13 protein-coding genes are annotated in these 12,648 nt (G+C 68.2%); 6 read left to right on the top strand and 7 right to left on the bottom strand.

Going from position 1 to position 12,648, the window contains the following annotated elements:
• The first annotated feature begins 93 nt into the window (after positions 1-93).
• Complete coding sequence (locus AOP72_RS11665) at positions 94-858, top strand: siderophore-interacting protein (RefSeq protein ID WP_062137292.1); 765 nt, start codon at positions 94-96, stop codon at positions 856-858.
• Positions 859-879: 21 nt separating this feature from the next.
• Here AOP72_RS11665 and AOP72_RS11660 read toward each other — a convergent pair whose 3' ends face one another.
• The 5 genes from AOP72_RS11660 to AOP72_RS11640 all read right to left on the bottom strand — a co-directional run bounded on the left by AOP72_RS11660 (position 880) and on the right by AOP72_RS11640 (position 5,955).
• A complete protein-coding gene (locus AOP72_RS11660; protein ID WP_062137289.1) occupies positions 880-1,731 on the bottom strand; it encodes an aldo/keto reductase in 852 nt (283 codons plus the stop codon).
• Between the two features lie 34 nt (positions 1,732-1,765).
• Positions 1,766-3,178 carry a CotH kinase family protein gene (locus AOP72_RS11655; RefSeq protein ID WP_062137286.1) on the bottom strand — a complete coding sequence of 471 codons (1,413 nt, stop codon included), beginning with the start codon at positions 3,176-3,178 and terminating at the stop codon, positions 1,766-1,768.
• Between the two features lie 63 nt (positions 3,179-3,241).
• Positions 3,242-4,636, bottom strand: a complete 1,395-nt coding sequence (locus AOP72_RS11650) for an MFS transporter (RefSeq protein WP_062137283.1) — start codon at positions 4,634-4,636, stop codon at positions 3,242-3,244.
• A gap of 90 nt (positions 4,637-4,726) precedes the next feature.
• Positions 4,727-5,092: a VOC family protein gene (locus AOP72_RS11645; protein WP_062137280.1), complete on the bottom strand. Its 366-nt coding sequence runs from the start codon at positions 5,090-5,092 to the stop codon at positions 4,727-4,729.
• A gap of 188 nt (positions 5,093-5,280) precedes the next feature.
• Positions 5,281-5,955, bottom strand: a complete 675-nt coding sequence (locus AOP72_RS11640; protein ID WP_062137277.1) for a fasciclin domain-containing protein — start codon at positions 5,953-5,955, stop codon at positions 5,281-5,283.
• A 211-nt stretch (positions 5,956-6,166) separates the two neighbouring features.
• On the opposite strand from AOP72_RS11640, the gene AOP72_RS11635 reads away from it, so the two are divergent.
• Both AOP72_RS11635 and AOP72_RS13650 read left to right on the top strand, forming a co-directional pair.
• Positions 6,167-7,969, top strand: a complete 1,803-nt coding sequence (locus AOP72_RS11635; protein ID WP_062137274.1) for a cytochrome c biogenesis protein DipZ — start codon at positions 6,167-6,169, stop codon at positions 7,967-7,969.
• Positions 7,970-8,120: 151 nt separating this feature from the next.
• Complete coding sequence (locus AOP72_RS13650) at positions 8,121-8,294, top strand: hypothetical protein (RefSeq protein WP_193746428.1); 174 nt, start codon at positions 8,121-8,123, stop codon at positions 8,292-8,294.
• Between the two features lie 213 nt (positions 8,295-8,507).
• Here the strand turns inward: AOP72_RS13650 and AOP72_RS11630 are convergent, their stop codons facing one another.
• Entirely contained in the window at positions 8,508-8,840 is a 333-nt protein-coding gene (locus tag AOP72_RS11630) for a DUF6054 family protein (protein WP_062137271.1), read from the bottom strand.
• Between the two features lie 107 nt (positions 8,841-8,947).
• The gene (locus AOP72_RS11625) at positions 8,948-9,493 is read right to left on the bottom strand and encodes a VanZ family protein (protein ID WP_062137268.1); all 546 of its coding nucleotides are present in this window, start codon (positions 9,491-9,493) and stop codon (positions 8,948-8,950) included.
• 277 nt (positions 9,494-9,770) lie between these two features.
• On the opposite strand from AOP72_RS11625, the gene AOP72_RS11620 reads away from it, so the two are divergent.
• The 3 genes from AOP72_RS11620 (at position 9,771) to AOP72_RS11605 (ending at position 12,094) form a co-directional block, all read left to right on the top strand.
• Entirely contained in the window at positions 9,771-10,007 is a 237-nt protein-coding gene (locus AOP72_RS11620; protein ID WP_062137264.1) for a hypothetical protein, read from the top strand.
• Between the two features lie 579 nt (positions 10,008-10,586).
• Positions 10,587-11,234, top strand: coding sequence for a hypothetical protein (locus AOP72_RS11615; protein ID WP_152650410.1), 648 nt, complete (start codon positions 10,587-10,589; stop codon positions 11,232-11,234).
• A 425-nt stretch (positions 11,235-11,659) separates the two neighbouring features.
• Positions 11,660-12,094, top strand: coding sequence for a hypothetical protein (locus AOP72_RS11605; protein ID WP_062137256.1), 435 nt, complete (start codon positions 11,660-11,662; stop codon positions 12,092-12,094).
• The last annotated feature ends 554 nt before the right edge of the window (positions 12,095-12,648 follow it).

Here is a 12,648-nt window from a genome sequence, read left to right as displayed (position 1 = left end):
CCAAGCGGAGTCGCGTGGCGGCCCCTCAGGCGCACCCCCGCGCACTCGGGTGATCCGTCCCTGGTGTACGTCGGCCGTGCTTACCATGAGGCCATGGGAGACAAGAGGCCACTGCGCACCGTCACGGTGCTGCGCACGGAGAGGCTGTCGCCGGCGATGATCCGCGTGGTGGTCGGCGGCCCTGACCTCGCCGAGCTTCCCCCGCTCGAGTTCACGGATCACTACGTCAAGCTGAGGTTCGGCGACGTCAAGCGCACGTACACGATCCGCTGGCTGGACCAGGAGTCGCTCCAGATGGCGATCGACTTCGTCGTCCATGGCGACGAGGGGTTGGCGGGCCCGTGGGCGGCACAAGCCCAGCCGGGCGACGAGCTCCGGTTCGTCGGGCCAGGTGGCAAGTGGGCGCCGCGGCCCGACGCCGACGTGCACGTGCTCGTGGGGGACGAATCTGCGATGCCCGCGATCGCCGCCGCCCTCGACGCCATGCCCGCTCAGGCCGTCGCGCGCGTCTACCTCGAGGTCGCATCGGCCGCAGATCGTCAGGTGCTGCCGGTGACGGACCGCACCGAGGTGACGTGGGTCCACCGCGACGAGCTGGGCATGGCATACGGGGAGGCGCTCACCTACGCGGTTCAGTCTGCGGAGTGGCCAGAGGGCGATGTCGAGGCGTTCGTGCACGGCAACGCGGACATGATCAAGCCGCTGCGTCGCCACCTGTTCCGTGAGCGGGGGGTGCCGAAGGAGCGCGTCTCGATCTCCGGCTACTGGCGCACTGGGATGAACGAGGACGGATGGCAGTCGAGCAAGGCCGAGTTCGTGGCCCAGATGGAGGCCGAGCAGGACGGGCCGCCGGCCTGATCGACAGCGGGGCCCACCTCGCTACATCTCTTCGTGAGTGTTCGGGTCGCCGTCGAACAGCCGACCGTCCTCGCGGGTGAGGCCGGAGATGGCCGCCATCTCGGCCTCGGTGAGTGCGAAGCCGAACACGTCGAGGTTGGACGCCTGGCGCTCCGGGGTGGCCGACTTCGGGAGCGGCACGTTGCCCAGCTGCACCTGCCAGCGCAGGATCACCTGGGCGGGAGAGACCTCGTGGGCCTCGGCGGCCTGCGCGACGGGCTGCTCCTCGAACGGCGCCTGGCGCTTGCCGAGCGGGCTCCATGACTGCGTGAGGATGCCGCGTGCCTGGTGCTCGGCGCGCATCTGCTCCTGGATGAAGTACGGGTGCAGCTCGATCTGGTTGATCGCGGGCGTCACGCCCGACTCGTCGACGATGTCCGCCAGGTGCTGCGCGGTGAAGTTGGAGACACCGATCGAGCGCACCACGCCGCTGGCACGCAGGTCCACCAGCGCACGCCACGCATCGCGGTACTTGTCGGTGAGGGGGTTGGGCCAGTGGATGAGCAGCACGTCGATGCGCTGCAGGCCCATGCGCTCCAGTGACTCCTCGACGGACGCGATGGCCAGGTGATAGTCGTGGTGACGGCCAGGCAGCTTGGTCTGGATGGTGAGGGCGTCGCGTTCCACGCCGTTGTCCTCGAGCCAGTCGCGGGCCGCGCGCCCCACTTCGGCCTCGTTCTCATAGTTCACCGCGCTGTCGAGCAGGCGGTAGCCGGAATCGAGCGCCGAGCGCACCGCCTGGTAGCCCTCGTCTCCCTTGAGCGGGTAGGTGCCGAACCCGATCGCAGGGATCTCGTGGCCGTCGTTGAGTGTGCGGGTGGGAATGGTAGTCATGCCTCCACGCTACGCCCGATGCGCGTGCCCGGTGCTACTGCTCGTCGCCAGTCGTGAGACGGGTCAGCAGCTCGGCCTCCTCGGATTCGACCGTTGCGGGATCGACGAGGTGAGAGGCCTCCGCGGTCAGCAGGTCCGTCCACTCCTCGAGCAGAGCGGCCGCGTCTCCTGACTCGTACCACTGGGCCTCCAGGTCGGCGACCGCGTCCTCGTAGAGTGCCGCGAACTCCGGTACCTCGAGGAACCGCTCGACGAGCACCGTCCCGCCGCCCATCCCCCCCATCCCGCGGAAGCCGCCGTCCGAGCGGTCGGCGGGCAGCTCGGAGGGGTCGAAGCCGTCGGGTAGGTCGCCCGGCTCGAACCCCTCCGGCACGTCGGGGGGATCGAAGCCCTCGGGGACCTCGCCGGGTGCGAACCCCTCGGGACGCTCGCCCTCAGGCATGCCGCCCCCCGCGCCCGCATCGGGCCGGTCGCCGAACCCGCCCATGCCGCCGCCAGGTGCCGAGCCGTAGGCGAGGTTGAGGTCCCAGTTCACCACCGTCATGCGCTCCGTCTCCGGATCCCAGTAGAGGTAGGCGTTGTTGCCGGGGCCGTCGATGTCGTCCGTGTTCTGCACCAGGTCCTGGAACGCCAGATACGTGGCGAAGGCGTCGATGTCCAGCCACTCCGGCAGTGACGCGGCGAAGTCCTCGTCGTCGGAGTCGTTGATGAACGCCAGGAACGCGATCAGGGGCGTGAGGTCGTCGTCGCCGCCTTTCTGGTCGAACGACGTGGCGTACTCGTCGGGATCGTCGCCCCGGTAGGACCAGTCGCCGGTCGACTCGGCCTTGTAAAGGTAGCCGACCCCGAGCTCGCGCTCCATCCACGCCTCGTCGGGATTCTCGACCACGAGCCTCAGCGCAGGGTCGGAGTCACCGGCGGTGAAGGACACCGCGATCGCCTGCTCCGCCGCGAGCCCGGTGCCGTCGAGCACGTCGAGGGCGAGCGCCTCGTTGAGAGACGCCTCCGCACTGTTGGATCGCACCGCGAACTCGCTCGCGCCGTCGAGCGTCTGACCGTCGACGTACTTGTCGAGGCTGATGATCCATGGCAGATCTTCGGGGCTCTCCGCCTGCTCCTCGTCCAGCCCGCGCAGCGACGAGTTGCCCTTGAGCTTGAGCCCGACATTCTCGAATGTCTCGCCGTCAATGGTCACGGTCGCGGAGATCCACACCTTCTCGCCCGACTGCAGGTAGGCGCTGATGAGTGACTCGTAGTCGCCCGCGTCGTAGTCGACCTCGATGGTGTGCAGCACCGAGGAGTCCCACACGGCCGGCATGTCCGTCGGGGTCGCGCTGCTGGACGGCGGCGCGGTCGCGGGGTCTCCATCGGTGGGAGTGGTGCACGAGGCGAGCAGCAGCGCTCCGGCGATGCCGGCGGCGATGCGGAAGGGCTTCGGAGAGATCATGCCTTCAGTCAACGGGCCGATGCTGGGAGAGACCTGGGAGCCCGCTGGGAGTTGGGCAAGCCGTCAGAGCCGGCGGCCCTCCCGCAGGACCTCTCGCATGCGCGGGACGGTGACGCCCGCATCGGCCATCTCCGCACGGGTGCGGCGGCGCGAGTAGAGGATGCCTGTCACGCCGATCGCCCACGGCACCGTCATGGTGGACAGCGCGATGCGGTAGTCGCCGAGCGAGTAGTCGGACGTGCCGGGCGCGACGATCTGCAGCGCGGCGCCCACGAGCGCCACGGAGAGCACGGTGGCCGCGAATCCGCCGATGTTCACGAACCCGGTGGCGGTGCCGAGCCGTCCGCGGATGCCGAACGTGCGCGCGTAGTCCATGCCCACGAGCGACACCGGGCCGCCCAGGCCCAGCACCACGATCAGCGCGGCCAACTGCCACAGAGGGCGGGGTGTCGACGGCAGCAGGATCGCGGCCCATGCGATCGCGATGGCCGTCGCGCCGCCGAGGATCAGCCACGACCGTCGCAGGGGATGCCGTGCGGTGAGCGTGCCGATCACGGGCGCGGCGGCGATGTTGGTCATGACGAGCAGCGTGAGCAGTCCGCTCGCCTGTGCCGTCGACAGCCCCTGGCCCTGCACGAAGAACGGGACGCCCCACAGCAGCGCGACCGTGTTGGCCGAGAACAGTCCCGTCCAGTGCGTCCAGAATCCGAGCTTCACGCCCGGCGGGCGGATCGCATCGCGCATGCGCAGCGGAGGTGCGGCGCTCGCGGAACCATCGCCGGCAGACGGCCGATGCGCGGGTGCGGCAGGTGACACCTCGCCCGACGCGCCGGTGGCGGAGGGCACGGAGTGGTGCGCGTGGTCGTCGGGGGGCATCCGCACCTGCCACAGCGACATCGCTCCGGCGAACAGGCCGAGCGCGGCGAGTGCCGTGAACGTGGGCGTCCACCCGTGCTCGTGCAGCAGCCACGCGACGGGGATCGCGCTCGCGAGCTGTCCCACCTGGCCGAGCGTTCCGGTGATCTGCACCATGAGCGGAGCGCGCCGCGGCGGGAACCACTCGGACACCAGACGGGTCGCGGCCACGAACACGGGGGCGTCGCCCGCGCCGATCAGCACCCGGGCCACGAGGGCCCAGCCCAGGTGGTCCGTGAAGGCGAGGAGCAGCTGACCCACGCCCATGATGAGCGAGCCGGCCAGCAGCATGCGCTTGGGGCCCAGGCGGTCGAGCAGCGCACCGGCGGGCAGCTGGAGCGACGCGTAGACGGTGATCTGCACCACCGAGAGCGCGGACAGCCCGAGCGCCTCGACGCCGAACCGGTCGAGCGCTTCCACGCCGGCGACACCGAGCGCCGTGCGCTGCACCACTGCGACGAAGTAGATGAACGCCGCAGCCGCGAACACGATCCACGCGGTGCGGGGGGTGAGCGAGCCCCGGATCGTGGCGGGCTGGCGCATGCGGGCTCCTTAGGTGAAGGCAGGCTCCACGCTAGTGTCCCAGCCCGTCGGACCGCCCGGGACCCACGGCCCGTGCGCGCCGGCCTCCCGTCAGCCCATCTGTGTGGTGCCCTCGTACAGCGCCATCTCGTTGCCATCCGGGTCCGCGAATGCGGCCCACCAGCTGGTCGCGTCGATGGGCATCTTCTCGACCACCACCGTGCCGCCGTGCTGGACCGCCAGCGCCAGGGTCTCGTCGATCGAGTCGACCTCGACGTAGGAGCGCGGCTGAGTGAAGTCGTCCGACCTGGGTGCAAGCCCGCCGCCGCCGGCTCCATTGGGGTTGGTCCACATCGGGTAGCCCTCGAAGCCGGGCGGCTCGGCGATCTGCCAGCCGAACAGCGTCCCGTAGAACTCCGTCGCGGCCCCCAGGTCCGAGACCGGGATGTCGATGTGGGTGATGTCGCCGTGCGCCATGGCGCCTCCTCGTGTCCGGCCACCGACGTGTCGGGTGCGCCGGTGGCGCCCCGTCCACGGCATGAGTGTCCTGCAGCGCGGCGAGCACGGCAACCGGAACGGCCCTCCGCCCGCAGAAACGACCACGGCCGCCGACACCCGGGGGTGTCGGCGGCCGCGTCCTCAGGGAGAGAGGTCTGTGAAGACGACTACGGCATCAGCACCGTGTCGATCAGGTAGACGGTGGCGTTCGCGGTCTGGACGCCGCCGCACAGCACCGCGGACTCGCCGTTGACCGTGAAGTCGTCGCCCTCGCCCATGACCTCGAGCTCGGCGCCGTTCACGGTGGTGTGAGTGCCCGCAATGTCCATCGGCTCGATCTGGCCGGGGATGACGTGGTACGTGAGAATCGAGGACAGCAGGTCAGCGTCCTCCTGGAGCACGCCGATGGTCTCGTCGTCGATCTTCGCAAAGGCGTCGTCGACGGGAGCGAACACGGTGAACTCGTCACCGTTCAGCGTGTCCACGAGGTTCACGTCGGGGTTCAGCTCCCCGCTCACTGCCGAGACCAGCGTGGTGAGCATCGGGTTGTTGGAAGCCGCAACCGCGACCGGGTCCTGGGACATGCCCTGGATCGACCCGGCGCCGTCGGGCACCTCTTCCGCGTACGCCATGCAGGCCGGGCCCACGAGGTTCGCGGCCGGGTCCATCGCCATGGCGTCCTCTGACATCGCGGGCTCGGGCGACTCCTCGGTCATCGCGGGGGTCTCCGACATCGCCGGGTCCATCGCGTCGTCGTCGGACGCGGAACAGGCGGACAGCACGAACGTGCTGGCCACCGCGAGCGCGAGCCCGGTCGAGAACTTCGTCTTGGTTGTGAGCATGACTGCCTCCGTTGTCCTGAGCCCGAGCGTCCGGGCCATGGGTTCAGCGCCCCTGGGGAGCGCCCGCCACTGATGCGGCGACACCCCGGGTTCGCGCGGCCCCGCCGGGCGGATTGGTGCGATGTCGGGAGACCTTGGCGACCGCATCGGCCGTCCAATCCGGTGACCCGTCGCGAGCGAACCTGCCGCGACGACTAGGAAGGTCACGGACATGGAACTTGTCATCATCGGGCTGCTCGGCGGCCTCATCACCGGCATCTCGCCGTGCATCCTGCCGGTGCTGCCGGTCATCTTCCTCACGGGCGGAGCGCAGTCGGCGCGGACCTCGCAGGGATCGAGCATTCCGCAGATCGACGCCATCGGTCCTGGCGGCGTCGCGCGCACCGGGGCTGCGGCGGTCAAGACACGGCCGGCCGATGCGACAGCCAGCACGGTCTCGCGCTGGCGCCCGTTCCTGGTGATCGCGGGGCTCGTGACGAGCTTCACTCTCGTCACCCTGGTGGGCTCGCTGATCCTCGGTGCGCTGAACCTGCCGCAGGACATCATTCGGTGGGTCGCGATGGCGGTGCTGGTGGCGATCGGGCTCGGGCTCATCGTGCCGCGGTTCGAGCACCTGCTCGAGCGCGCGTTCACGTGGGTGCCACAGCGACGGGTCGAGAACAACCGGGGCGGTTTCGGGGTGGGCCTCGCTCTCGGTGCGGTGTTCGTGCCCTGCGCCGGCCCGGTGCTCGCGGCGATCATCGTCGCCGGCTCCACCGGCCAGATCGGCTGGGGCACCGTGCTGCTCACCATCTCCTTCGCGATCGGCGTCGCGGTCCCGCTGCTGTTCTTCGCTCTCGCCGGACGCCGCGTCGCGGAGCGCGTGAAGGCGTTCCGACGTCGTGAACGCGGCCTGCGCATCGCCGCGGGCGTCGCAATGATCGCGCTCGCGATCGGCCTCGCCTTCAACCTTCCGCAGACCTTGCAGCGCCTGGTGCCGGACTACACGGCCGGCATCCAGACCGACCTCACCGACAACGAGTCCGCGCAGAGAGCTCTCGACCTGGGCGGGCTGGTCACGCAAGAGAACAAGGACCTCGACCAGTGCACCAACGGCGCGACCGAGCTCGAGAGCTGCGGCACGGCCCCCAGCATCAGGGGAATCGAGGAGTGGTTCAACACCCCGGGCAACGACGCCATCGAACTCGAGGACCTGCGCGGAGAGGTGGTGCTCGTCGACTTCTGGGCCTACTCGTGCATCAACTGCCAGCGTTCGATTCCCCACACGGTCGCGTGGCACGAGGCCTATGGGGACCTGGGCCTGAACGTCATCGGCGTCCACTCTCCCGAGTACGCGTTCGAGAAGGACCCGGGCAACGTGCGCGCCGGCGCCGAGGACTTCGGCATCACCTACCCGGTGGCGATCGACAACAACCTGTCGACCTGGACCAACTATCGCAACCGCTATTGGCCCGCCCACTACCTGATCGATGCCGAGGGCACGGTGCGTCACATCGCCCTCGGAGAGGGCAACTACGAGGCGACCGAGGGGCTCATCCGCGAGCTGCTGCGCGACGCGAACCCCGACGTCCAGCTCCCCGGGGACACGGACGTCGCGGACGTCACGCCCGATGTCGGGTCGACCACGCAGGAGACCTTCCTGGGCACCTCGAAGGACGTCAACTACGGCGGCGAAGGCCGCTACGCACCGGGCGAGGGCGCGTACGCGTTCCCGGATGCGCAGCCCGACGACTCGTTCGCGCTCTCCGGCGACTGGGTGCTGGAGACGCAGTACGCGACCCCCGCATCGGCCGATGCGAGGGTGAGGCTGAACTTCCATGCCTCGCAGGTGCGGATGGTGCTCGCAGGCTCCGGTTCGGTCACGGTGAGTCTCGATGGTGGTGAGATGCGCACCATCGAGGTGGACGGCACGCCGCGATCGTATGGCCTGGTGGAGGCGGTGACCGAGGGGCAGCACGTGCTCGACGTCACGCTCTCCGAGGGGGTGGAGGCGTACTCGTTCACCTTCGGGTGAGTGGGCCAGGCGCGACAACGGCCGTCGGCACCGGGGGGAGGTGACGACGGCCGCTGTCTTCTCCAGAGATTACTCCTGTGCGAGGTGTGCTCGTCAGCGTCTCCCGAGCGCGGGCGGAATGGGCTCCGGAGTGACGACGTTGATACGAGGCATGAAGACACTCATCGTGGTCCTGCTCATCGCGTTCGCTGCCATCGCCGTCATCGGCTTCGTGGTCGAGGCGCTGCTCTGGCTCGCCCTCATCGGCCTCATCCTGTTCGCGGTGACCGCCATCTACTGGTGGCTGCGCGCGAAGAAGTCGCGAAGCTCGACCGCCAAGGCCTGACGCCCGCTCTCGAGGCTCGCCTCTCGCCACCAGTTCCCCTGGTGGTGGGGGCGAGTCTCTTCGCGTTTCTGACGGCCTGTCGAGGTCGCCCCGTACGGGCTCACTAGTGAGCGGTTCTCGAACTTCGCCGAAGGATGGGGGTTTACGGTCAGGCCGGGCGGATGGGGGGCACATGCACGAGCGCCCGCAGAGCACCGGTGGGCATGGGCTCTCTCAGGCGAAGGCGTCGATCGCGTCGACGGCCTTGTCCATGAAGGCGCTCTCGCCGAAGGTGTTGAGCTTGAAGAACACGGCCTCGCTGCCGCCGGAGGTGGTGAGCGCGACCTCAAGGCGGTCGCCCACAGCGAGGATGGTGACGGAGAGCGTGACCCGGTTGCTGCCGGTGATGCTGTAGCGCTCGTACGTCCGCAGGACCACACGAGCGTCGCCGACGCTGAGCTCGCCGGAGTGTTCGATCGAGGCCGAGACGCTGCCGCGTGCGATGGTGCCATCGAGGTGGGCGGCGAGAGCGTCAGCCGAGCCGACCAGAGAGCGGGTCTGGAACATCGTTGCCCTTCAGGGGTGATCGCCAGGTGGCTCCTCCACCAGCACGGACTGCCGTCAGCAGCCCACCACCGCTGAGAATAGCGCCGCGCCGTCGGAGTCGCACCGGGTCAGTCGGCTCTCACCCTGCGCGATTGCAGCGCGACCACCGCCACCAGCGCGCCCACGACGCCCCCGGCGAGCGCGCCGCTCGTGTTCAGAATCACGTCGTCGATGTCGGCCACCCGGCCCAGCACGTACTGCGCGATCTCGATCGACGCTGACAGCATCAGGCCAAAGATGAATGCGGTCGCCACGCGGCCAATGAATGGCGCCCTCACCAGGCAAGCAGCGAGGAAGCCGAAAGGCACGAAGAGCGCCACGTTGCCCACCAGGTTGAGCCACGGGTGCGAGCCGCGCTCATTGGCAAGCCCGCGTTCGATCTCCTGTCCGGGGACCAGGCTCAGCCCGCGCGGGCCCGTGTAGTGGGATGAGACCGTGGAGCCGAGGGTGGCGACGGCGATCACCAGCAGCCAGAGCACGAGCGCGGTCCACAGCACTGATCGGGTGCCGCGACCATGCCGCGCGCCGATGAACCCTGCGAACGCGAGCGCGACTGCAGCGACCGCCGCCGCCGCGATGACGAGGGCGCTGTTGTCGAGAATGTCGTTCGGCACGGGGCCCCCTTCTTGCCGGGCGCTTGCCCGTTCCTGTGCATATGACGAGTGAGCCCCGCAGACTGCTGCCAGGTCTCTTGGACCTATGGTGACGGAGACCAGCCAGTGGCGCGGAGCGCGCGGATCGGGGCGAAGACCGGCTGCGGGAGGTTGTCCCAGCGGAACCACCCCCATTCGGCGATCTTGTGCGGCTCGGGAGTGGCGGGCTCGCCCTCGGCCTCGACGGCGTAGTGCGTCGATATACCAACGCACCGGCATCCACCAACCGGTGATACCCATGACGGCGATAGCGACAAGGCTCGTTGATCCAGATCTCCTCGACCGCTGGGTCATCGAGGTACTGCTGAGGCGGCCCGAGCCCGGCGACGTTCGCGAGCACGGCCCGGGTCGCCGGCTCCGGATCCTCAACGGGCGGCACGACGCCCTCAAAAGCGCGCTCCTCCCACGCGGCGAGCGCCTCATCGACCGATGCGCGCACGCCCTTGCTATCACGCAGCGGGTCGACGCCACGTGAACGAATCCGTGCCCGCACCTCGCTCTCGAGTTGCGCGACCGCTTCCGCCCCCGTGAACGGACAAACTGGACAGAACGGGCATGCTGTGTGAGGGGGTCACGGGGGTCACGGGGGTCTGTGGAGACCTCGCGACTGTACCGGACGACGCATACTCGAGACGCACCGGTCAGGTCACCCCTGTCACCTCACGGCGTGCCAGACCCTCCCGTCGCCGTGCCGCACTGCAGCGCCTTACACGCCAGACCGACTCGAGGCCTTTTGGCGCCACCCACGCTGAACCCCTCGCGACCTACGTCCCGGGCAACCCCAAGCAGGAGAGCGTAGCTTCTGCGGATCAACTCAGAATAGACACATGACCAGGGGGTCAATGTGTGGACTAGAACCACTCAATCGGGCACGAGTGCGGCAATCGCTGCGCTTCTTGTTGTCTCTGGGGGAACAATCGCTCAGGCGGATGGCGGCAAGCCAGACGTCGACAAGATTGCCCAAGCGATCAACGACGTCAGCCCCTCCGCTCCGCTAGCAGTGACGCGAGACCTCACTGCTGCGGGACTCGAAGTCGAGACTGTAGCGGGGACAGTGGCAGTGCCACAGAGTTCCGACGGCGAGGTCATCGTCGATGTGGCAGTACAGACTGACGGCGGATCTGCGCACATCCACACAGTCCTGAATGACTCGTCTGCGCCCGACGAATATGCATACACGATTCCTGGGGTGTCACCCGAGCTACAGCAAGACGGGAGCGTACATCTCACGGCAGGCTCCGAGGAGATCTCCGTGGTACTTGGAGTGATTGAGCAGCCTTGGGCCTACGACGCGTCAGGACAGCCAGTCCCGACGCGCTACGTCGTCGAGGGCGACGCCGTAATTCAGCCACTCGATCTGAGCGGCGACATTGAGTTCCCTGTCGTCGCGGATCCCAAGGTTCAGGCGGACTGCGGAATCATCACGTGCACCGTTCGCCTCAACCGCGCGACGACCAGGAACATCAGGGACGGCGCCGCGCTCTCGGCCATCGCCGCCGGGGTCGTCTCCGCGTTCTCGGGTGGCGTAGCCGCACCCGCCGCTGCCGTCATCGCGGCATGGCTCGGCGTATACGGCCTTATCACTGGCCGCTATTACGAGAACGGCAACTGCTTCGGCTACAAGTTCCTCCGCGAGTACGCGTTCAGCCCGGGCTACTGGTATCCGACTCAGGTCAAGAAGAATACGTACAATTGCAGATGATGACCACATACCTCTCTCTGCTGGCCGCGGTCGCCCTCATGGTCGTGGGGTCACTGCGACGACAGACCCCATCGCTAGGTTTGGACTTGGCCCTCTACGCCATCTCCGCGCTCGTACTAGGACTGGCATTCGCCCCGCTTCCACTGTGGGTGCGCGTCTGCTATGCGCTGCTCGGCTTGATTGTCGTGGCTGGCGCCACACGCAGCATCGTGAGCCGATATACAGCGCAACAGGCGAGCCCCTAGAGCAGATGACACCATGCAGCGGGGCTCACGTCACTAGTAACAAGTCAGGAGTCACCTCAACCCTCAGCAGTCCCGGGGGCCTGTCTTCCGAGTGTCCTTCCCGGCGATTCCGATGAATCGTGTGACCGGATCGGAGGGGTATTGGCGCGGCCACATCACTCTCTATCGAGGTCGAGACAAATGACGCGCATCATGGATGAAGAGTCACTTGATGACTTGCTGCGCTGGGTCGAGGACGACGTGCGTCAGTCACTTTCGGCGCGCGGGATCGATGACGTCAGTTGCAGTCGGGTGCGTGGACGCGATCCAGCAGTGGCGGCGAGTCGAGTCTCGGATGGACGGCGCGCGCTCATAGAGCTTCGCGACCTGGTCGTCGCGTCCGACGGCGGTGTTGTCGAGGCAACACTGTTGGTGTTTCGGTTGTCTGGGAGGCGGTGGACGCGGGTGCCGCGGCGTGATCACGTTGGCGGCTCCGGAGTGGTGTGGCGCAACGATGGCGCACGCTCGGGGTTCGTGGAGTTCGAGCCGGAGTGTCCTGCAGGGACCTCCGCACTCGGCGCTGCAGTCATCGAGGCGCTTGACGGGATTCCAACGGGCGGCTCGGGTGGGCGCTAGACCTCAGCCGCCTGCAACCTGGACTCTGCTCCGCGACCGGTGCTGGTGAGCGCCGAAAGGTCGTGGTGTGAACAACTACCACCTCGGTGCCCACCGATGATCGGTCACGGGCCAGTTGTAGCCCGCGGCGTCGTCGCAGCCGGTGAGCTCGTCGGCTGGGATGTTGAGGTCACGGTCGAACGTGGACCTGACCGGGTGTTCTGGTATCGGCCGACCTCAGCCGACGGAGGGTACGACACGCTCTGCACAGAGTTCTCCGACGTGCCACTGGCGCTAGGGGCGACCCCGGATCCGGTCGCGTGGCGGTGGTTTGACGATGAGTTCGCGGAGGCGGTTGCGCGTGAGGCGTGGTGGCAGACCGTGGCACAAGACGTTGTGGTCGCCGATGCGAGAGCGAGCTTGGGCGACGGCTTTTCCGATGGATTGGCGGCGGCAGAGCCCTGGCGCGCAAGAGGGCGACGCGTGCGGGGAGGCGCGCCTTCGTGACGGCGCTCGCCGAGTCTCACTGACGCCTCCAGCGGCGAAGGGAGGTCGGCACGGCGGCCAGGCTCGCC

The organism is Demequina aestuarii, assembly GCF_000975095.1.
GTDB lineage: Bacteria > Actinomycetota > Actinomycetes > Actinomycetales > Demequinaceae > Demequina > Demequina aestuarii.
Note: the sequence above shows the minus strand (reverse complement) of the source record. Positions and strands in the feature narration are given on the sequence as shown.